The organism is Cellulosimicrobium sp. CUA-896, assembly GCF_001942335.1.
Lineage (GTDB): Bacteria > Actinomycetota > Actinomycetes > Actinomycetales > Cellulomonadaceae > Cellulosimicrobium.
The window spans coordinates 1-21,558 of the sequence record NZ_MKKH01000010.1 but is presented as its reverse complement, the minus strand read 5'-3'; the positions used below and the strand labels follow the sequence as shown (position 1 = coordinate 21,558).

Below are 21,558 nucleotides of genomic sequence, written 5' to 3'. Positions count from 1 at the left end.
TCAATCAGTGCCGGCCGTAGTGCGGCGGGACGTCGCGCAGCAGCCGGTCGTCGTTCCCGCCGCCCGTCCCGGGACCGAACGGCCGCTCGTCGCCCCAGCCGGCGGCACGCTCGTCGGCGCTCGCACCGGGCACGGACGTGCGTTCGGTCCCCCGCCGCACGGCGCGCCGGGGACGGCGGCCGGCCGGCCGGCGCGGGCCGTCTGCACGAGCGTCCGGCGGGCCCGGGTCGTCGGGACCTGCGCCCGACGCCGGGCTCGCGTCGTCGGGCTCGGTCGGGCTCGCGTCGTCGGGCGGTGCGGGGCTCACGCCCTCATCGTCCCACCGGTCGCGCCGCGGCCGGAGACCGTCGCAGTCGGAGATCGTCGCGGGAGCTCAGAGCGTCGGGTCGCCGTGGTCGGCGTCGTCGTCGAGCACCGGCACGACGACGATCTTGTCGCCCCCACCGGTCTGGGCGACGCCGCCGAGCTCCGGGAGCCGCGCGTCGCGCACCTCCTGCACGACGCGGCGGATGCGCTCGGCCTCCGTGGCGGGGTCGAGGAACGCCGCGGCCGACCACACCTGGGCGACGGTCCACCCCAGCCGCTCGAGCCGCTCGGCCACCTGGCGGTCGCGCACGCGGACGCTGCGCTCGGCGACGTACGCCGCGTCGTCCGTGAGGACGGCGACGAGCAGCTCGCCCGGCAGGTCCGGGTGCCCCACGACGAGCGGGACGCGGTCGCCGTCGCCGATGCCGTAGTCGGTCTCGACGACGAGGCCGGCGCGCCACAGGCGCTCCGCGAGGTCGAGCACGAGCCGGTCGGGGCTGCCCCCGACGTCGACGCCGTTGCCGAGCGTGACCTGGTCGGCCGCACCGCTGCGCCGTTCGGCCAGCTCGAGCACCTCGGCGAGCAGGCGCGCCCCCGCGCCGCGCAGGCGCTCGGGGTCGAGGTCGGAGGCGGTGAAGCACGAGACGACGTGGAGGCGGCGTCGCGCGGCGCCCACGGTGTCGAGCAGCATCGCCTCGGAGCCGGCCGTGTTGAGGATGCCGAACCGATGGAGCACGCGGCGGTGCGGCGTGCGGCCGAAGCCGACGGAGAACAGGATCGTGTCGCGCACGAGGCCCGCGACGCCGGAGACGTCGGCGACCACGACCGGTTCCGGCCGGGTCCCGGAGAAGAATGCGGACAAGGCCGGGTTCTGGCGGACCTCGACGGCGAGCGCGTCGCGCACCCGGTCGGCGTGCAGCGGCGTGACGGTGACGATCGCGAGCGACTCGTCGGGCCGCGTGAGCGCGTGCTCGATCGCGGCCTCGACGACGCGGTCCACCTCGGCCTGCGTGCTCTCGACCGCGCCGGACTCCTGGTCGGGCATGCCCGTGCCGTCGACGAGGTCGAGCTGGACCAGCTCCTCCGGACGCGGCAGCGGCGCCGGCCGCAGCACCCCCTCGTACCCGTGCCGGGCGAGGAACGACGTGACGAAGGGGTCGCGCCGCGACCCGTCCGCGAGGAGCGGGACGGCCGGCAGCAGCTCCGCGAGGTCGCCCACGGTCGTGGCGGACGCGGCCCGGGCGTCGCCGACGGCGACGACCTGCCGGCCGCGCGCGAGCGCCGCGAGCACGATCTCGACGGGCGTGTGCTCGATCGCGTCGAGCACCACGAGGTCGACGGTGCGCGTCGGGGGCAGCAGGTGCGGGACGAGCGTCGGGGTCGCCACGAGCACGGGGCGCAGCCGCGGGAGCACCGCCGGGTGCTGCTCCGCGGCCTCCCGCAGGCTGACGAGCCGGCCTGCGAGGAGCTCCGTGAACAGGGCCTCGGCCTCGTCCCGGTGGTCGCGCATGGCGCTCGCGAGGTGCTCGCGGACGGCGGCCCGCACCGGCACGGCGAGGGCGTCGACGTGGGCGCGGTCGAGGTCGCGGAAGCGACGGGCGAGGGCGTCGAGACCGGCGCCGTCCTGCCCCGCCAGCGCCTGGTCCTGCGCGAGGATCTGCTCGAAGACCGAGCTCCACCACGCGAGGTCGAGCTCGGCGCCGACGAGGTCGCCCTCGACGCGGCGCGCCATGAGGTCCTCGAGCAGGTCGGACAGGCCGAGGGCGGTGAGGCGGCGCAGCACGGCGGTGCGGGCCGGGAGGTGCTCGAGGGACTCGCTGTCCTCGGCGAGGTCGTGCAGGCGCGCGGCGAGCTCGTCGAGCGGCACGTCGAGCAGGCCGCCACCCTGGCGGGTGGTGGCGAGCACCGGCTCGAGCTCCTCGACGTCGATCCGCACGGCCTCGTGCGTGTCCTCGATCGACGCGAGGCCCTCGGGCAGGCGGGGCCAGCCGCCGCCGGGGGCGTGCGCCTGCCAGACGGCGCGCTGGGCCTGGACCTCGACGAGCGCCCCGTGCAGGTCGGGCACGCGCACGCCGGGCCGCATCATGTCCCGCGCCTGGCGGCGCAGGCGGCGCCGGGCGAACCAGCCCATCTCGACGCCGTGCTCCGTGCGCCACTGCTTGCTCGCGGTGGCCTCGACCATGTCCTGCGCGGTGCGCTCGAAGATCATCGGCTGGAACACGTCGAGCGTGCCGCGCATGCCCCCGAGCATGGTGAGCTGGTCGCCCCACTGGCGCAGCGTCGTCGCGGGGGTGAGGCCGGTGACCTCGGCGACGGTCGCGACCTGCGCGCGCAGCTGCGGCAGCGTGTGCGCGCGCACGCGCTCCACGCGCAGAAGGGCGTCGTGCGCCTCCTGCCAGGTGGTGAGGTCCGCGCCGTACCAGGGCGTGGCCGCGGCGCGGGCGGTGAACGCGCCCAGCTCTGCGGCCTCCCGCAGGTCGGCGGCGACGTTCGCGCGCTGCGGCCCGACGGCGACCACGACCTCGGGCGCGAGCCGCACCCGGGTGTCGGGCGCGGGGCGCTCGGCGACGATCCGCGCGAGCGCCTGGAGCGCGTCGTAGGCGGACACGTGCCACGGCTCGCGGACGAGGTGCAGCGCCTCGATGTACCCGGCGAGGCGTGCCCGTGCCCCGAGCAGCGCGTCGCGGGTGCGCACGACGTCGTCGCCCTCGGCGGGCTCGGCCTCCCCCGCCATCGCGGACAGCAGGCGGTGCGTCACGCTCGTGCGCCAGGTGGGCTCCGGCGCGACGTCGAGCACGAGGCCGCCGAGCCCGAGGCTCTCGAGCCGGGCGACGAGCTGGTCCGCGGCGCGCCGGTGGCCGGAGACGTAGAGCACCTGGCGACCGCTCGCCGCGGCCTCGGCGACGACGGCCGCGAGGGTCCCGGCGACGTCGGCGCGGCCGGGGCGTCGACGAACAGGTGCGATCCCGTCGCGAGCGCGTCGACGACGTAGCGCTGCGAGGGGTCGAGGTCGCCGACGCCGCGCTCCAGCTCCGGGTCGGCGTCGCCGACGCGCGGCGCGGGGAGCTCACGGTGGATCGCCTCGGCGGCGTCCGCGTCCCCGGCGAGCGCGGCGACGATCTCGTGCTCGCCGATGCTCGTGCCGTGCTCGTCGAGGTCGTCGACGAGCGCCTGCCCGGGGTGCACGAACGCGCCGGCGAGGACCCGGTGGGTGAGCTCGAAGTCGCCGAGCACCGCGCGGCCGAGGGCGGCGATGCGCGTCGTCGCGTCGGCGGGGTCGAAACCGGCGCCGGTGAACGTGCTGCGGGCCAGGGTGACCGGGTCGAGCAACGCGCCGTGGGCCCGCAGCGTGCGCGCGAGGAGCGGGTTGATCTCGGCGGTCGGCTCGAGGGTGAGCTCGTAGTCGGTCTCGCCGTCGCCGCGCGGCGTGACGGTGAGGGGGCGGCAGCAGCACGGGTGCGCGCACGGTGCGGGTGCGCGGCGCGTCGACCGCGGTGCCGGCGTCGGGGTGGGCGACGTCGTCCTCGCCGCCGGCGGTGATCTGCGGTCGGTCGGGGCCGACCTCGACGGTCGTGGCGGGGCGACCGGTGACGCGCGCGAGCGCGGCGACGTCGTCCTCGCGCACGGTCGGGGCGGGGTCCGCCTCGGTCCACGTCGCGACACCGATGGCGAGGTAGGTGGGCGCGACGCCGTAGCGCTGGGCGTGGTCGGCGCCCTGCGCGACCACGGCGCGGGCGCGACGGCGCGCGGCGGGCAGCGAGCCGCCCTCGCGGAAGAGGTTGGACAGGCGCGTCGGCGCCCGGCGAAGAGCTGCGCGATGCCGGAGGGGTGGGCGGCCGTCAGGTCGACGACGGCGTCGCCGAGCAGGGACACGTCGGCGAGCGACGAGCCCCCGGCGAGACGGACGAGGCCGGCGCGCCAGCGCCCGACGGCCTCCTCGACGAGCTCGGCGGTGGTCGGCTCGGGCACGAGGACCGGGCGGTGCGGCAGGTCGCCCGCGGGGGCGGGGTGCGCCCCGTCCGGGTCGGCGGGCAGCCGGGCAGGATCGGCCACGCTCGGGGCGGCAGAGCTGGTGCGGGCTGCGGCATTCACGCTCCGACGCTAACGGCGACAGGCCCCGCGCGGACAGAGGCACGCCGGGGCAAGAGCGCTCCGGAGGCCGGCAGGACCCGTTCCGGGGTCGGGTCGAGGCCTGGTCCGGGCAGGTCGGGCGTTCAGCTGGACGTGCGGCCGGGGCGGGGAATCGACGCCCCGGTCCGCGCCGCCGCCGCGTCCGGACAGGTGTCAGAGAGGGAAAGGCGAAGAGCCCTGGACCAGTGGTCCAGGGCTCTTCGATCCGGCGTACCGCCGGGACGTGTGAAACGACGCGCACCGCGCAGGGGGCAGGCGATGCGCGTCGTCGGGCTCTAGTTTGCACGCTGCCCCCGTGCACGTCAACTCGCCAGGACGCCCTGTGCACCGACCGCCGCGGAGTCACCCGCTCGACCCGGCGGACCACCTGGACGGCCGTTCATCTCCGCCGCTGAGAAATGCCGGGGAAGAATGTGGCGACCCGGTGCAGAAAATGTGCGCTCAGAACTGCACGACGGCGCGTCCGCGCAGCGTGCCGTCCCAGAGCTTGCCGTAGCCTCCGGCGCCTGGTCCACCGAGAACGTCTCCGTGTGCACGGTGAGCTTGCCCTGCTGAGCGAGGTGGATCACCTCGAACAGCTCCTGCCGGTAGCCCCAGTACGGGACGAGGAACGACGCCTCGTACGGCGACTGGAAGAACCCGACCTTCGCGGTGGGCGTGCCGTGGCCGATACCGACGAGCGAGAAGTCCCCGCCCACGCCGAGCATCTTCTGCCCGAGGTCGATGGTCGGCTGGATGCCGGCGAAGTCGATCACGAGGTCGGCGCCGCGCCCGTGCGTGAGGTCGCGCACGGCGTCGACGGCCGAGTCGTCGGACATCAGCGCGTGGTCGGCCCCCACCTCGCGGGCGAGCGCGAGCTTCTCGTCGTCGACGTCGAGCGCCACGACCTGCGCACCGCTCAGCGCCTTGATGATCTGGATGCCGACGTGGCCCAGGCCGCCGACGCCGAGCACGACCGCCGTCGTGCCGCCGACGAGCTTCGGCAGCGAGCGCTTGATCGCGTGGTACGGCGTGAGGCCGGCGTCGGTCAGCGGCGCGGCCTGGACGGGGTCGAGGTCGCCGATCGGCACGAGGTGGCGCGGCGAGTCGACGATCATGTACTCGGCCATCGAGCCGGGTGCCCCGAGCCCGGGAGGGGCGATGCCGAGCTCGGCGGCGCGCAGGCAGTAGTTCTCCTGGCCGGCGGCGCAGCGCTCGCAGATGCCGCAGCCCCACGGCCCGTACACGGCGACCGCGTAGCCGACGATGCTCTCGTCGACGCCCTCGCCGACCGCCTCGACGATCCCGACGCCTCGTGGCCGAGGTCAGCGGGAGCCCGTAGGCGTACTGGTCGGCGGGCTGCTCCATGACGAAGACGTCCGAGTGGCACAGACCGGAGGCCGTGACCTTGAGGAGCACCTCCCCCGGCTTCGGCTCGGGCTTGTCGATCTCGACGACCTCGGGTCGTGCGCCGATCTCGCGGTACTGGACGGCCTTCATGCGAGCTCCTCTCGAGTGCTGCGTGCAGTCGCCGGGCGGCCCGCCGAGGGGACGACGACCGGTCGCCGGGCGTTCTTCGACCGTAGGCACAGGGTGCTCCTGGACGCGCGTCCGGTGGCGAGGTGTCGGTCACACGGACGCCCCTCACAGGATCTCCGCGCGCCCTCACGGCAGGTGCACCGGCGCCGTCGGACGCCTGCACACCGCGCCGCTACCGTGGACGCGCCCGCACCCGACGCCGGACTGCGGCACGTCGGCACGCGCCGGACGAGACGAGCGGGCGACGACCCCTCGCTCTCGACGGACCTGGACGAACCCCTGACGTGAAGACACCACCCGCCTCCCGCCCCGCTGCCGTCGCCCCGGCCGACGGTGCCCCCGGTGCCCCCGACGCCCCCGAGGAGATGGCCGACGCGCCCGCGCTCTCGCTCACGCAGATCGTCGCGAGCGCGCTCGCGGCCGTGAGCACGACCGTGCTGCTGTCCTACTTCGGCATCGCCGGCACGATCATCGGGGCCGGCGCGGCGAGCGTCATCACGGTGCTGGGCAACTACGCGTACACGCGCTCGATCCAGAAGACGCGCGAGCAGCTCAAGCCGGTCGTCACGCAGCTGTCGAAGAACGGCGCCGTGACGAGCCGTCCGCGCGGCTCGACGACGGCGACGATGCCCGTGGTCCCGCGGGACGGCGGGACGCAGCCGATGACCGCGGTGCGCCAGGAGGTCACGGACGCGGCGCCCGTCACCGCACCGGTCCGGCGCGGGGCGGGCGACACCGCGGTGCTGCCGACCGTGCTCGCGAGCGGCGGCGTGCCCGACGACGCGGGCGTAGGGCCCACGGAGCAGCCGCGGCCGGGTCCGTGGTTCCGGCTCATCGACCGCCACGGCAAGGCCAAGGTGTTCACGCTGTCGGCGCTCGCTCTGTTCGTCGTGGTCATGGGTGTCGTGCTGGTCGCCGAGCTCGTCATCGGCAAGCCGATCTCGGACGCGGTGCGCGGCCAGGAGGGCTCAGGGACGACGTTCAGCCGCACGACGACCGACGACGGCTCGCGGGACGTCGTCCCGTCGCAGGAGCGGCCCGCCGACGGCACGACTCCGGCACCCGCGCCGACGACCGTGCCCGGCGAGGAGGCGCCGACGGTCCCGACGGACGAGCCCACCGAGGCCCCGACGGACGAGCCGACGCAACCCACCGAGCCGAGTACCCCGACGCCCGCGCCGACGGAGACGCCGGGCACCGGCGAGGACGAGACCAGTGACGGCGGGACCGGTGGGACGGACGGCTCGGGCGGCACCGCCGGGCCGGGTGCCGGTGAGACGGATGGGTCCGGTGGGACCGGCTCCGACGGGACCGGGTCGGGTGGGGCCGGGACGGGCGCCGACGCGTCGTCGGGCACCGCGGGCTCCGGCGGGACGGGCGGCGGCACCGCCCAGCCTGCGCCCGCGCCCTCGGCCGCCCCCGGGACCTGAGGCCCCCCGCACCGGGTGCTAGCGTCCGGCGGGTGTCTGCCGACGAGTACCTGGACGTCAACCGCACGAACTGGGACAGCCGCGCGCCGATCCATGCGCGGGCCTACGACACGGACGCGCTGCTGGCTGACCCGGAGCGCCTCTCCGGCGTCGTGGCGTTCGACCGCCCGCGGCTCGGGGACCTCGGCGGCCTCGACGTCGTCCATCTGCAGTGCCACATCGGCACGGACACCCTGAGCCTCGCCCGCCTCGGTGCGCGCGTCACGGGCGTCGACCTGTCGGGTGCGTCCCTCGACGAGGCTCGTCGGCTGGCCGAGCGCGCGGGCGCGGACGTCGAGTACGTGCATTCCGACGTGTACGCGGCGCCGCAGGCGCTCGACGGTCGGCGCTTCGACCTCGTGTATACCGGGATCGGGGCGATCTGCTGGCTGCCGAGCATCGACCGGTGGGCCCGGACTGTCGCCGACCTGCTGCGGCCCGGCGGCCGGCTGTTCATCCGGGACGCCCACCCCGTGCTGCTGTCGACGCTCGCGGTGACGGTCGGTGCTGAGCACGACGACCGCGCGCAGCAGGCGTGGATCAGCGGCCCGGGCGCGCTGACGCCCGCGCTCGAGCTCCCCTACTTCGAGCAGCCGGAGCCACTCGTCTGGGAGGACGAGTACAGCTACGCCGGGACCGACCGCGTCGCGCAGCCGCGCTCGATGGAGTGGAACCACGGCCTCGGCGAGATCGTCACGGCCGTGCTCGACGCCGGTCTCGAGCTCACCTCACTGTCCGAGCACGACAGCGTCCCGTGGGACGCCCTCCCCGGCCTGATGGTGGAGGACGCGCGCGTCGGCGAGTACCGCCTGCGCGACCGCCCGGAGAGGTGCCCGCGTCCTTCACGCTCACGGCGCGACGGCGCTGACCGGCGGGAGCATCGGCCAGTCGGCGGGAGGGTCCTCGCCAACGCGGCCGTCGATCGCCTCGCGCAGCAGGTCCATGTGCCCGGTGTGCCGCCCGTACTCCTCGATCATGTCGTGCAAGTGGCGCCGCACGGTGGGGCGGGTGTCGCCGAACTCGAGGTGTCCCGGCTGATCCAGGCCGCCGTCGGCGATGAGGTCGCGGAGCGTCGCGCGGGAGCGTCCCACGGCGTCCGCCCAGATCGCGTAGACCTGCTCGGCGGTCTCGTCGGGGTCGACGGTGAACTGCCACCGGGCGACGTCGTCCTCGGGCACGGCCATCCACGTCACCGGCGGGCGACCGGTCATCCGCCAGCAGAAGACGTCGTCCTCGACCACGGCGAGGTGCTTGAGCAGGCCGCCGACCGTCAGCTCGGACGTCGGCACCGCGCGCCGGCGCAGCTGGTCGACGTCGAGCCCGTCCGCCTTCCAGCGGAACGTCGCGCGGAGGCGTTCGAGCGTGCCGACCAGGTGCTCGGCGTCGGACCCGGCGAGCGGCGGGTCCCAGGCGGGGTGGGTCATGGCAGCGCCTCCGTGATCGACGATGTGACGCCCATCACCGTACGCGGGGGCACCGACGCGTCGTCAGCGCCGCCCGGTCGCGCCGGTCGAACCCGCGGAGCCGGTCGAGCCGCCGCGGTGCGTGAGCCGCCCGAGCAGCTCCTTGGCCTTGCGCTGGTTCTCCGGCTTCGACATCTCGCGCTGGGCGACGCGGGCCGCCTTCGCCGCGACCCCACTTTTCATCACATTCCTCAACAAGCCCATTGGTCTTGCCTCCTCTGGTGGTCCTTGTCCGAGCCTACGGCGGGCTCCACGGCCACGCGCGAGGACGACGTCGGACCGGAACGTCTAGCGTGGGTTGACCGCATGATCGGGTACGGACGCGCTCGCCGCGGGACGCGCGGCGTTTGCCCGGGGACGACCAGCAGGACGCCTACGCGCCCTGTCGTGTGCCGGCGAGGTAACCGAGCTCGAAGCACCGGACCTGGCGGTCCTCGGGGACGCCGCTGGTGGGTTAGCAGGGCGCAGGAGTCCCTCGAACTCACCGAGCTCGCGTCACGCGTCCTAGAGGAGGAGGGTGACGCCGCCGCCCGGAGAGCGCGCCGCGCGGGTACTTCTTCTACGCGGGGGCCGCGCTCGCGCTCGCCCGGTGGGACCTGGAGGGCCTGCGGCGGGCGGCTGACGACGTCGAGCGGACCGCCCGCAGCACCCACGACCTCGCGGTCACGTCCCTGACCTCGTCTCAGCGGGGATGAGCGACCCGCGGCGCGGCCGCACGGCGGCGGGGTTTGGCCAGCTCGCCGAGGCGATGCTGCCCATGCTCGCCGGGCCGCTCCACCGGAGTGGGCGACGAGATGTACTCCACGGTCATCCGTGCCTGTCACCAGCTCGGCGACCTGGACCGCACGAGGACGCGGGCCAAAGCGACCGGGCAGTGGTGCGAGCATTTCCAGGGCGAGGTCGTTCCCTCGAGAATCTGCGGCGTCCACCGCCTCCAACTCCTGTGCGCGGAGGGCGGCTAGACCGCCGCCGAGGAGCGGATCGCGCGGAGCGGGGTCGAGCTGGGGGCCGGAGCAACGTCGCGGTCCTCATGCAGCAAGCGACGATGATGGGTGAGATCGCGCAGGCGACGATCGAGAGGTTCCGCACGGCGGCGGCCTGTCGTACGCGGACTTCCCGCGCTTCCACCGCAATATGGCAGAGACGACCGCCGCGGTGCACAACGCCACCCTCGTCGACGCGACCCTGCCGCTCGCCGGCATGACCGACGCGCTGCGCGACAGGATCGACGTGGCCGACTTCGGGTGAGGGCGCGGGCACGCGATCAGCCTCATGGCGCTGGCCTTCCCGGCCAGGCGGTTCGTCCGGTACGCCTTCTCGCCCGTCGCGATCGGCGCGACCCGCGAGGAAGCACGGGAGCTCTGGATAACGAACGCGTCGGTCGAGGTACGTGACGTCGCCGAGCCAGCCTTGGACTCGGGGTTCGACCTCGTGACGGAGTTCGATGCCGTCTACGACCAGGCGCACCCGGCCGCGGTTCTCGCGAACGTGCGGCCCGCCGTGCGACCGGGCGGGACGTTCCTCATGGTCGGCATCAAGGCGTCGAGCCAGCTAGAGCAGAACGTGGGCTTGCCGTAGGGCACACCTATACGCGGTGTCGACGTACCACTGCACGAGCGTCTCCCTGGCCCTTGACGGTGACGGGCTCGGCACGGTGTGGGGCGTCGAGCGCGCCGCGGTGATGCTCGCCGAGGAGGGGTTCGGTCACGTCAAGGAGAAGGAGGTCGAGCCCGACCCGTTCCGCGCGTACTTCGTCGCGCGGCGGTGCGCCTGAACAGCGGTCGAACATGCGGAATCGGGCAGGAGTAAACGTCAGCGCACGTCAATCAGCTCAGACCTTCTGCCTGTGGAGATGATTAATTGTGCAACCGCCATAGCGGATCTCCATCCTCAGAGCGTCGGTCGCGACTGACGTGAACGGCTCACCGACATTCCTAGGGCGGCGATGGAGGTGAACTGAGAGCATTTGTCGAACGGCACGTGGGGCGAAGGCTTGCAACACGCGCGAAACAGAGCACTCTTGCGCGCAATCGCCAAGCGAAATACTATTGCGGCTCTGGTCGAAGCCGCGCGCGACTGTCACAGATTCAAAAGGGGGCCAACCGAAGCCCCTGGTGGCTACGCGGCCGGCAACAGCCTTCGCACCATTCCGTCGACTACCATAGTCGACATGGCTACGAACGACGTCGTAATCGACCACACGAACCATCGCGGCGAGCGCCTAACGCGTAGGATCAAACCCGTAAGGATATGGTTCGGCCGAACCGAGTGGCACCCCGTCGAACAGTGGCTGCTCGAAGCGCACGATTACACGCGAGACGCTACACGCCATTTCGCAATGTCTCAAATTCACAACTGGAATGAGGTGTATGGCGCTCATGCTCATTAAGCCAGGGGTCTACGCGCACTTTAAAGGCCGCCGTTACGAAGTCATCGGAGTCGGCCGCCACAGCGAAACGCAGGAGGAATTTGTGTTCTATCGGAAGCTTTATGGCGACCGAAGCTACTGGGTAAGACCCGCCGCAATGTTTACCGAGCACATCGTATGCGACGACTACTCAGGGCCGCGGTTCTTCGCGATCGATCCGTGATCCGCCTTGGCCGCTGGTTTGTATAGACGCACGGTAAAAGTCGATCGGCGATGACACAATCGAGCACCGACCGCAAGCGCAGGTCGAAACCTGCGGAGCGCATCGCCATCGGCGTCAACAACGCCGGCCGATTCGAGCCGCGCGCACGACTTTCTTGCCAAATGTGAAGCCGAGGCCATGTGTTGTTTTGCCCGCGTTTACCCACTTCCGTGGAGACGCTCCTCGCCACCAGTTTTCGCGCGCGTCACGACGCCGGAGCGACATGGCCATTCTTTGGGGAAAGTTCGCGCGAGGAACGCGGAGGCATTTCGGTCGGCATTGGGGGCGCTAGCCGCGTCAACCCTCTTCATTGAGTGATCCATCTGCACGGCGACGTTCCGGCCGACCGAGTACATGTACTGGCCACCCGCGGGAACAATACGGCCACCGCTTCGGACAAGCGACACCACGCCGTAGCCATATGACGTCGTCTGCATCGAAGTGACATCCCTAGTGGCAAAAACATAGTGGTATTCAAGGCTGACGAGATCGATGTAACTTGAAACCGTTCGCCAGTGGCAGAACGGCGAACCATCGTTGTTGTAATTGGTTCCGTCGAAAACGTAGCGCCGACGAATAATATCGTAGCGAATGAGCCCAACGCTGAATTGTCGACCCGCGCACCCCGGGACCCATTCTGCCCACGCGCCTGCAAGCATTAGCTTGCCATGGCGAACCCGCCCCCAGCAGGCGCGCGCAAACTCGTATAGCGCGCTTGCGGCAATTCCGATTGGTATCCCTAGCGCGAGCGTCAGAGCCCAAATGCCATCCATAGCGGAATGGTGGCACGGATCGCCATAATGTCAAGGGTGGATTGTGGGGCGCCACTTTCGCGACTAGCGATCACCGACAGGCGAGTCGCCCGGCGCTCTCGCGACGACGTCTTTCATGCAAGGGAACGGCTCAGGCGGCCCCCTCGCCGGCGAGCGCGTCGGTGAGCAGCGTGACGAGGGCCTCGAGCTGCACGTCCGTCGACGACGGGACGTCCTCCTCCGACGCGCCGTCGAGCGCCCGCGCCGCGAGCCCGGACTTGCTGTCGATGAGCGCGGCGATCGTGGCGTCGATGGTCTGCGCGGCGATGATGCGCCACGCCGTGACGGGCTCCGACTGGCCGATGCGGTGGATGCGGTCGATCGCCTGGGTCTGCTCGGCGTCGGTCCAGGACAGCTCGGCCAGCACGAGGTTGGACGCGACCTGGAGGTTGAGCCCGACGCCCGCGGCGGTCAGGGAGCACACGACGATCTCGACGTCGGGGTCGTTGGTGAACGCGGCGATGTTCTGCTCGCGCACCTTGGGCGTCTGGTCGCCACGGATCGAGGCGTACCGGATGCCGCGGTCGGCGAACGTCTGCTCGGCCTGGTCCATGACGTCGACGTGCTTGGCGAAGAACACGACCTTGCCGACGTTGCGCGCGAGCTGGGCCGCGTAGTCGGCGGCGAGCCCGGCCTTGGCCTGGCCGATGCGGCGCACCATCGTGAAGACGTTCTCGCCCTTGGCCTTGGAGCTCGAGTCCTTGAGCTCGGCGGCCGCGACACGGCGCGCGAGCGCGTGGTCGACGCCGTCCACGACCTCGCCCTCCATGCGCGCCTCCACGGCGGCCCGGTAGCGCTGGACCAGCCGGTTCGTGAGCGCCTCCTCGGACGCACGGATCGACCGGCCGGCGGCGTCGTCGAGCTCGACCGGCAGGTCCGCGACGCGGCGGGCCGGGATGTCGGCGACGACGTCGACCTTGCGGCGGCGCACGATGCCCATGTCGACGACGCTGGCCCGCGCCGCCGAGTAGAAGCCGGGGTCGGCCGGGGTGAGGCCGGTGTCCTCGAGCGAGGTCATGAGCTTGCCGAGCGGCTTCTCGTCGTCGATCCAGCCGAGGAACTGCCAGATGGCGCGGAAGTCCTCGATGTCGTTGATGAGCGGGGTGCCGGTGAGAGCCATGAGCAGCGGCCGGGCGGTGCGGGTGCGGATGCGCTCGGAGATCTCCAGCACGTTCTGCGAGCGCTGCGAGCTCTTGTTCTTGATGAAGTGCGCCTCGTCGACGATCATCCCGCGGAAGCCGTGCTGGCCGAGCCAGCCGGCGTGCCGGTCGAGGATCTCGTAGTTGACGATGACGACGTCCGCGAACGCGTCGACCTTGTCGCCGTCGCCGTGGACGACCGTGGCGCGACGCAGCGGCGTCCACAGCCCGACCTCGTGCGCCCAGTTCGTCTTCACCACGTTGGGGACGACGACGAGCAGCGGGAACGCGTCGGCCGCCTGCGCCGCGAGCAGGGCCTGGGCGGTCTTGCCGAGACCGGGCTCGTCGGCGAGGAGGAAGGTGCGGTGGCCGCGCGTGGTCGCCGCGACGACACGTGCCTGGTGCGGCATGAGGTCGCGCCCCTGCGGGACGGGGACGTGCCGCGGCTCGGGGAGGTCCATGCACGCGGGGGCACCCGGCGCGTCGCGCTCGAAGGACCGGAACAGCGGGTCGAGCAGCTCCCAGCCGGCGAGCCGACGCGGCTTCGCGGCGGCGCGCTCGGCGGCGGCCTCGAAGTTCGGGGCGAGGAACGGGTTCGCCATCTGGCGCGAGATGACCGACTGCGGGACCACGCGCTTCTCGGCGCGCTTCTCCGTGCGCCTGTCGGTCGCCTGCGTCGGTGCGGCGGGTGCCGGACGCTCGGGCTCCTCCGGCGGCTCGATGCCGCCGGCGCGCATCACGGAGGCCTTGTACTCGCGCGCCGCGTCGGAGACCCGGGCGTCCTCGGCGAGCAGGGCCAGCAACGACGTGTCGCGGGCGGCGATCTTGGCGAGGAGCGTCGCGACACCGTCGAGCCGCTTGAGCTCCTGGTCCCGCTTGGCGGGGGTCAGCGCGGTGTCGGCCTTCACCCGGGCGCGCTCCTCGCGAACGAGCAGCGCGGCGACCTGGAACTGCGTGCGCACGGCCGGGCGGACCGGCGGGCGCCGCACCGCGTTCTCCACCTCGCGCGTGATGTCGGCGAGCACGGGGATGAGCCCCTCCTCGTCGCGGCGGGGGGCGCGACGACGCTGCACCCCTGCAGGGCGCTGCGCACCGGACTGGCGCTTCCCGCTCCCCTGGCGCTGCCCGCCCGACTGGCGCTGCCCGCCGGACTTCGGCTGCGCGTCTGCGTCCGTGCGCGCGCGGCCGGACCGGCGTCGGCCTGCTCGAGCCACATCTCCTCCTTCTGCGACGTACACGTCGCAACGACGGCGCGGTGCGCCGCCAAACGCCAAAGGACGTGTCGTCCAGGGCATAACGGGCGTCAGCGTCGACGGGTCGCGTCAACGGGATGAGCCAGGCGCGCGCACGAGGCGCCGATCACCGCACAGCGTCCCAGGCCCAGTCGTCGGGCCTCTGTCGCGCCGGCGGCGACACACCGCCGCGCGCGTCCCCGTACCTATGGCAGGGGCGGGATCTGCTGGTTGCGGCCCTGTTCGAGCGCACGAATATCACCAAGCCTACCGCCGGGACCGGATCGCCGGCGCTCGCGGTACGCGACGACATCGACGATGCCGCGCGCTGGGCCACGAGGCACCGCACTCGGACGACCGCCCGTTCCACCAGCCGAGGCGGCCCGCGGAGCCCCGAACCGCGCTCGAAGCCGGACGGGCACAGACGGGCGAAGGTCATGCCCCCTCCGCCGCCTGTGGAGCAACTTCAGACATGTCCAACATCCCAGCCGCCGCGCAGGCTGCCGACATGATCAGCTTACGGGGAGTCGGCGCGTGTAGATACCATCCACCGTGCTAGCGTGCGAGACAGACCCACGTGCGATGCTGGGATGGAGTCGGCGAAGGTGCCGCCCCGATGGTCCACACGCCTTGATCGAAACAGTACAGCGACAGGGGAGCCAGAGTGAGCGCACAAACGTTGATGGGGATAGACCCGCGGGACGTTGTGCGAGAACTCTCGCGCGATGAGAGCGGCGGTCGCCGTGCGGTCACGGTGCTGACCTACGTTAGGCACATGGAAGCGATGGGCTATACCGGCGAGGCCGCGGTCCGGGCTCTCGAGGGCTTGGTGAAGGATGGCACTCTCAAGTTGACAAGCAAGTACACGATCGTCGAACCGTAATGGAGGGTGCAGTCGAGCGCCGCTCCGGCAGAAGCACTCGCGACCCGTCTTTCAGGAGCGAGACCCTTCGGGACCGCGACCGAATTTTGTACTCCGACTCTTTTCGGCGACTCGGCGGCGTGACACAGGTCGCGATAGGCGATCCCAGCATGGCGCTGCACAACCGGATGACGCACTCACTAAAGGTAGAGCAGGTCGGGTTTTCCCTTTATAGCAAACTGACCGCTCAGCCCTCCGATGTCGATGCGGACCCTGATGCGATTAGAGCCGCCTGCCTTGCCCACGATTTGGGACACCCCCCATTCGGCCACGCAGGCGAGCAGGAGCTCGACCGACTAGTTGTCTGCCCCGAGCACCGGGAAGGCCCACGCACCTTTGAGCGTCGCGCCGCTGACCCGTGCCCGAATTGCCTACTAGAGGACGGCTTCGAAGGGAATGCGCAGTCGTTCCGCATCCTGACCGCTCTAGCGGTCCACCGCGAGTCACCAGGACGCCCTATCGGCCTCGATTTAACGAGACGGTCTCTAGCAGCGACGACTAAGTACCCGTGGACGAGAGGCACTTCGGGCCGCAAGCAGTCTAAGTGGGGTGGCTATGATTGCGATGCAGGCGCTTTGGAGTGGGCGCTAGGCTCCACGGACGCCGACCCTACACTTGATGCTCAAATCATGGACTGGGCTGACGACATCTCCTACGCCGTCCATGACGTCGAGGATTTTTTCAGGGCCAGCCTTGTGCCTGTCGATGACTACAAGTCCAACACCGAGACGCTCGACATCCTCCTCGAATACGTCGAATCTCCGCGCGCTCTTGGACCGTTAACCGGAGAGGTCAAGGATGCCCTCACTAGCATGCTGGAGTTTTTTCCGGCGGCACGCTTCTCGGGCCGGACAGAGGATCTTGCAGCTTTGGACAGGCTACGCGGCGTACTCTTGACCCAGTTCATCAACGCGGCGTCTGTCGACGCCCAGGCACTCGTCCGGGAGCCAATCCAAGAGAGATTGAACTCAATTCTTAAGCAACTCATCTGGTTCCACATAATTGATGATCCGACGCTGTCGAACATCCAGGCGGGGCAGCGCCGAGTGCTGCGCGAGATCTTCGAAGCACTGCGCCCAGTCGCCGAAGAGGCATACGGCAGCGGGGGTACCGAGCCACCCGGCGAGCAGGCTCTGCGCCGCCTGCCGTACGGGCTCAGAAGAGCGATCGGTGTCGGGCTGTCGCAAGAATCGGGGTACACACTGCGGCAGAAGATCGTTCGCGGGCTGCTCGATTACATCGCAGGCCTCAGCGACTCAGAGGCGTACCATCTCCACGCAGTTCTCCGCGGACGTGAACATGCAGGCCAACTGCATCGCAACTGACGGTAGCGGAGTCCCCAACCCCGACGAGCGTCGAAAGCGCGACATCTGCGCGAGCGTTCGTCCGGGTGCTTGATCGGCGAGTCACGTTCTGAAGGAAGTCGCCGGGCAGAAGAGCGCCACATTTAACACCGGACTCGCCACTGCAACGGCGCCAGAACACCGGCTGACCCGCAATAGCGCGCTGTGCGCGTGGTCGACAGCCTCAGGATAGTGCTGTTGGAGCCGGCGTCGTACGTTGTCAGCTGTCAGGTCGAATGATCGGCGGGCCAAGGTGAAAGACACGCGGTCGGTGCTCATCAGAACGGAGACTCCTCGGCAGCCCACTCACCGCTGCCGGCGAAGTCGTCCCAGGGGTCGGAAGGGTCGGTCGGGTCGGTCGTCGCCGCGCCCGAGCCACCGCCATCGGGGTCGGTGCCGGGGATCCAGCCATCGGCCAAGGTCATCGTCTTGTTGTTCGGCTCGTAAGCAGCCGGCAACTTCTCGATGTCGACGACGACCGGCACCTGCGTGGATAGCCCGGAGAGGACGCACGAGCCTGTCGGAAGGATCGGCAGGGACTCAAATGAAACACGATCCAGGTACGCGACAGCTCGCTCGATTGCCATGATGTCGAGGTTGTTGACCAGGCGGTGCAGGAAGTAGTTGTGCAGCTGGGAAATGATCGTCTCGGAGATGTCGTGCGGTCGCTGGCTCGCGATCGTCAGAAAGACGCCGAACTTCCGACCCTCCTTGATGATTTCCTCGAAGGTCTCCAGCCGGTAGTCCTTCCACGCCTCGCTCTCGCGGGACGACACGTTCGACAGGATGTTGTGCGCCTCATCGACGACAATGTTGAGGTACCGCGATGGATCGCCGTCGCGCTTCTTCTCGTCGTAGAGCTGGCGGCAGATGAGGAGCGGGATGACCTTCCGCATCTCGACGTTGACGTCGCGCAGTGAGATCACAGTCAATGGCTTGTCCAGCAGCGTGCCGTCCGAGACTTCGATCAGGCGCTTCACGCGCGGTATGCGCGACTCCAGCCGCTTGATTAGCGGGCCGAGGTGTTCGCGGTTCGCGTAGCCGTGGAAGATGTCAGAGTAGTACTGCAGCACGAGCTTGAACCGAATGCGGTCGACGCTCTGCAGGGCGCTCGGATCGATGCCAAGCCCACCGATGCGGGTGTAGGTCAGCTCTTGGAAGTAGTAGTCGTACGACGGGTCATTGGCGTAGACGTTGATGCCGTTGCTTTGCCGGTAGTAGAAGCACTTGTTCTGGCCGTGGTAGCCAAGGTTCGACTGGATATCGCGGATGTAGCCGCCTAGGGCATCAGGCGCCTCCCCGCCCATGCAGCCTTCGACTTCCTCGAGGAACTTGACGACGAGGCCTTTGTCGAGCGCTGGGTCGGAACTGCGGATGGCGGCGTAGACAATGCCAGCGACTGCAGCCGCGAGATCCTCTCCCGTGTCCAACCGAGACTCCCAGTAGTCGCGCTGGAGCGTGCGCTGCACGAACGGCGCCTGGGTCTTCTCCGTTGCGTCAAGGAGCACCGTCCAGATGACCGGATCCTCCATCGCTTCCTTGCTCAGCGGGAGGCGGTCACCGTCGTCGTTTCGTGTAGAGAGCACGAATTCGGTCTTCAGGTCGTTGTCGGTGAGTACGGAACTGCTGCGCTCGCCGGCCGCGGTACCAGCCCGGTTGACGTACTCGCCGTTGAAGTCGATGACGAGCACTCGCGCCCTCTTCTTGAACGCTTTGGAGTCGCCGTAGGCGGCGAAGAGCTCGTGGTACAGCTTGGTCAAGGTGTACGACTTACCACTGCCGGTGTTGCCGAAGATGCCGATATGGCTGGCGAAGAGGCTGTTAACGCCAACCCGGACGTCCTGTCCTTTCTCCATCGCCAGGCGGCCGATTGTGAGCGCGCGGTCCTTCGGGTCGACGAAACTGTGGATGCGATCGAACTCGTCCTCGTCGAGCAGGAAGCATTCGTTGCCTACGAGCGGCAGCTCGCGTACACCGCGGCGGAACTGGCCACCGGACATGAAGCCGATGAGACTGACAGTCAGGATCCGTTCGACCCGGTCGCGGGAGCTGCGGTAGCTGTCGTCGCCGCGCGCCTCAGCAACCTCTTCGCCATCGACCTTGCCGACCAGTTCGGCGAAGCCCTTGCTGATCTTGAGGAAGCCGCCGACACCAACGTTGCGCAGCAGCCGACCTTGGTAGATCAGGTGCGCACCGTTCTTAGCCTTGTCAACGCGAATGCGAACCGTCCGGCCCTGGATCCCGACGACCTCACCAACGCGAAAGACGGCATCGCGGGTAAGCAGTTCGTGGTCAATCATCGAGGTCGACCAGCGGCTCTTGCACCGAGACCTTCACTTCGACCGACTGCTTGGGAGCGGACGACGAGGGCGCGACCTTCGCGAAGAACTCGGATGTGACGGTCGGGAGGTCGTAGCGCAGCCGCTCTTCGCCCTCCGCGTCCGCGGGCGGCGCGATCAGCCAGATGTTGCTGTTGGTGATCGGGTAGCCGTCGAAGGCTTGCTCGATCTCCGTGGCGGCGTGCGGGCTGTAGGCGAAGATGACGATCTGGAGCGTTGGGTTGGTGCGAGCGGCGCGCACCATGAGCTCCCGGATGTGCTCGTCGCGGCAGGAGAAGCCGATGACGAAGAGGGCGGCATTCTCCTTCTCTAGCTCATTCGAAAAGATCCGAAGTAGGTCGTAGTAGTTCTGGTTCAGCACCGTCTGCTGAAACTTCGCCTTCGTCGGATTGACGATGGCCAGCTGGCTGTAGGCGTCCAGGAAGCGCGACAGCAGGTCCGCCGCGTCCGGTGGGACTGGGCCAGCGAGCAAGGACTCCAGGGTCGTATCTGCGTCGACCTCGGCCAAGATCGCGTCGACCTTGTCAAGCTCCTCCGCGACTTCGGCTACCTGTCGCAGGCGGATGTCGAGACCAATTTCGGGGCGGCTCGCCTCCTCCCCTATGGCTGACCAGCCGACCGAGCCATGGAGCTTGAGCAGGTTGAAGGTCGGTACCTCCGACAGATTGTCGTACTGGAGGCTGCGCCGCGAGACGACCGATCCGAAGTTCGAGGTGCTGAAGCGCGGCTGCAGCCGTCCTGCGAAGCCATCGTTGAGGTGGACCTGGAGGCTCTCGGCAGCGATCTCCGTGGCCAAGTCGACGTTCGTGGTGAAGAGGTTGACCTGCTTGTTGAGCAGCGAACTGCGGCGCTCGAGAAGCAGGCGATTGATCGTCTGGAGGAACGCCTCGTACCGCTCCAGGAGGTGGGGCGCCTCAGTTCCGCTCTGGTTGAGCAGGTCGTTGTTTCTGAGCACCACGCAGCGGAAGAAGCCCGAGTAGATAGATGCTCGCGCGTAGGCCTTCGCGTCGTGCGCGGCATCGGAGGAGTCAAGGCTCGTTAGCAAGTTCTCGATGTCACCGAGCAGGCGAAACATGGGAGCCGAAGCGCCGGCCCCAAACAGGAATGACAAATGGGCGTCCTGCACCAGATCGCGCAGACGCTCTGCCGTCAACTCCTTGACGACAAGCGTCATGCGGGCGCACCCCCATCGACGGAGGCGTAGAGCTCCGCCTGCTCAAGGACTAGCTCGATCGCCTTCTCCTCCAGGTCAGGCGGGTAGTCGTACTTGGCGAGCAGCCTGCGGACCTTAGTGCGCATCGCGGCGCGGACCGAGTCCTTGAGGTTCCAGCCCAGCGTGTCGCTCTGGCGGATCGAGGTCACCAGCTCCGCAGCCATCTTCTTCGGGGTGTCGTCGCCCATCTGCAGGACCGCAGCGTCGCTCTTGAGGAAGACCAGACCGAGGACGACGTGCTTGTACGCGCTCGGTCCCTGGTTCGCCCGAAGCGCGTCGGCGGCCTCCCAGAGGCGCTGCTCTAGCGTCTTGGCCTGCGCCGCCATCTTGGCTGCGCGAGCCATCAGAGCCACACTCCAGCCGTCGCGAGCGCTGGCGTTTGCGCGGTCATGCCTGTGTCCTCCTGGGATCTGACAACGAAAAGCCGAGAAAGATGACACAATACCTGCTTCCCCGCAAGGACGACTCTATCGAGGGCGGCCGCCGGATCGGGGACGAACGCGCGGGCCCGGGGGCGCCGTGGCTGCTCGTTGCCATTACATATGCCGAGTCATGGTGCCTCTTGCGAAGCACGCTGGTGCGCGACAACCCCGGTCAACTGCGGCCAGTGAGTCGGGGTGCACAGCCAGCTCTTGGCCGTCGGTTGCCACGGCGATGCACATGCCTCGCGACGCACGTCATCCGCAAGTCGGGCGCTCAAACTTCCGGGCTGAGATTGTCCCGTACCGTGTGCCCGGATATCGGTCCTGGGAACCGCCGCTCGAGAGCGATGAGACCGACACCGTGTTTGATGCGCTGGTCCGTCTGCGCATGAGGTCCGTTCCGTGTCGACGAGGTCCGTGAACCTTCGGCCGACTCGACCACAATGGGACTAGGGACTGCCCCAGGATCGGTTGACTCTTCGAGTCAGGCCGGGGACTGCTGCAGGATTGGTTGACACTTCATCTGTGGGACGAGGTCCTGCTGGAAGGATGTCGCTGTGCCCAAGAAGTTCCCGCCTGAGTTCAAGCGTGACGTCGTGCGGGTCGCCCGTCGCGGGGA

15 protein-coding genes and 1 pseudogene are annotated in these 21,558 nt (G+C 69.6%); 6 read left to right on the top strand and 10 right to left on the bottom strand.

All coding sequences use genetic code 11. The features are described 5' to 3' along the window. Positions 1–4: 4 nt before the first annotated feature. From BJF88_RS04270 to BJF88_RS04260, 4 genes are all read right to left on the bottom strand, one after another. Entirely contained in the window at positions 5–307 is a 303-nt protein-coding gene (locus BJF88_RS04270) for a hypothetical protein (RefSeq protein WP_075827895.1), read from the bottom strand. Positions 308–373: 66 nt separating this feature from the next. Then, complete coding sequence (locus BJF88_RS21190; protein ID WP_255371749.1) at positions 374–997, bottom strand: hypothetical protein; 624 nt, start codon at positions 995–997, stop codon at positions 374–376. A 2,063-nt stretch (positions 998–3,060) separates the two neighbouring features. Further along, positions 3,061–4,359 carry a hypothetical protein gene (locus tag BJF88_RS21185; RefSeq protein WP_255371739.1) on the bottom strand — a complete coding sequence of 433 codons (1,299 nt, stop codon included), beginning with the start codon at positions 4,357–4,359 and terminating at the stop codon, positions 3,061–3,063. A 380-nt stretch (positions 4,360–4,739) separates the two neighbouring features. After that, positions 4,740–5,684 (bottom strand): zinc-binding dehydrogenase, encoded by a 945-nt coding sequence (locus BJF88_RS04260; protein ID WP_369824480.1) that lies wholly within the window; start codon positions 5,682–5,684, stop codon positions 4,740–4,742. Positions 5,685–6,239: 555 nt separating this feature from the next. Here BJF88_RS04260 and BJF88_RS04255 point away from each other — a divergent pair. After that, positions 6,240–7,385 carry a hypothetical protein gene (locus tag BJF88_RS04255; RefSeq protein ID WP_075827894.1) on the top strand — a complete coding sequence of 382 codons (1,146 nt, stop codon included), beginning with the start codon at positions 6,240–6,242 and terminating at the stop codon, positions 7,383–7,385. Between the two features lie 32 nt (positions 7,386–7,417). Further along, positions 7,418–7,843: pseudogene (locus BJF88_RS21180) on the top strand (class I SAM-dependent methyltransferase); the annotation flags it as partial. Positions 7,844–8,272: 429 nt separating this feature from the next. Here the strand turns inward: BJF88_RS21180 and BJF88_RS04245 are convergent. Beyond that, the gene (locus BJF88_RS04245; protein WP_075827893.1) at positions 8,273–8,848 is read right to left on the bottom strand and encodes a DUF664 domain-containing protein; all 576 of its coding nucleotides are present in this window, start codon (positions 8,846–8,848) and stop codon (positions 8,273–8,275) included. 63 nt (positions 8,849–8,911) lie between these two features. Beyond that, entirely contained in the window at positions 8,912–9,091 is a 180-nt protein-coding gene (locus BJF88_RS04240; RefSeq protein ID WP_075827892.1) for a hypothetical protein, read from the bottom strand. A 1,068-nt stretch (positions 9,092–10,159) separates the two neighbouring features. On the opposite strand from BJF88_RS04240, the gene BJF88_RS04230 reads away from it, so the two are divergent. The 3 genes from BJF88_RS04230 (at position 10,160) to BJF88_RS04215 (ending at position 11,478) form a co-directional block, all read left to right on the top strand. Further along, positions 10,160–10,465, top strand: coding sequence for a methyltransferase domain-containing protein (locus tag BJF88_RS04230; RefSeq protein WP_075827890.1), 306 nt, complete (start codon positions 10,160–10,162; stop codon positions 10,463–10,465). Between the two features lie 16 nt (positions 10,466–10,481). After that, positions 10,482–10,661 carry a hypothetical protein gene (locus BJF88_RS04225; protein ID WP_075827889.1) on the top strand — a complete coding sequence of 60 codons (180 nt, stop codon included), beginning with the start codon at positions 10,482–10,484 and terminating at the stop codon, positions 10,659–10,661. Positions 10,662–11,256: 595 nt separating this feature from the next. Next, a complete protein-coding gene (locus tag BJF88_RS04215; protein WP_255371738.1) occupies positions 11,257–11,478 on the top strand; it encodes a DUF1653 domain-containing protein in 222 nt (73 codons plus the stop codon). A gap of 942 nt (positions 11,479–12,420) precedes the next feature. Here the strand turns inward: BJF88_RS04215 and BJF88_RS04210 are convergent. Next, entirely contained in the window at positions 12,421–14,541 is a 2,121-nt protein-coding gene (locus BJF88_RS04210) for a DEAD/DEAH box helicase (RefSeq protein WP_075827886.1), read from the bottom strand. 1,041 nt (positions 14,542–15,582) lie between these two features. On the opposite strand from BJF88_RS04210, the gene BJF88_RS04200 reads away from it, so the two are divergent. Beyond that, on the top strand, positions 15,583–16,947 hold the full coding sequence (locus BJF88_RS04200) for a deoxyguanosinetriphosphate triphosphohydrolase family protein (RefSeq protein WP_075827884.1): 1,365 nt from the start codon (positions 15,583–15,585) through the stop codon (positions 16,945–16,947). A 296-nt stretch (positions 16,948–17,243) separates the two neighbouring features. Here the strand turns inward: BJF88_RS04200 and BJF88_RS04195 are convergent, their stop codons facing one another. Genes BJF88_RS04195 through BJF88_RS04185 form a run of 3 tightly spaced genes read right to left on the bottom strand, consistent with a single transcriptional unit; the run spans position 17,244 to position 20,843 of the window. Then, positions 17,244–19,265, bottom strand: coding sequence for an ATP-binding protein (locus BJF88_RS04195; protein WP_075827883.1), 2,022 nt, complete (start codon positions 19,263–19,265; stop codon positions 17,244–17,246). Further along, positions 19,258–20,478: an SIR2 family protein gene (locus BJF88_RS04190; protein WP_075827882.1), complete on the bottom strand. Its 1,221-nt coding sequence runs from the start codon at positions 20,476–20,478 to the stop codon at positions 19,258–19,260. The genes BJF88_RS04195 and BJF88_RS04190 overlap by 8 nt, the downstream gene beginning before the upstream one ends. Further along, on the bottom strand, positions 20,475–20,843 hold the full coding sequence (locus tag BJF88_RS04185; RefSeq protein WP_369824478.1) for a type I restriction enzyme endonuclease domain-containing protein: 369 nt from the start codon (positions 20,841–20,843) through the stop codon (positions 20,475–20,477). The genes BJF88_RS04190 and BJF88_RS04185 overlap by 4 nt, the downstream gene beginning before the upstream one ends. Between the last annotated feature and the right edge of the window lie 715 nt (positions 20,844–21,558).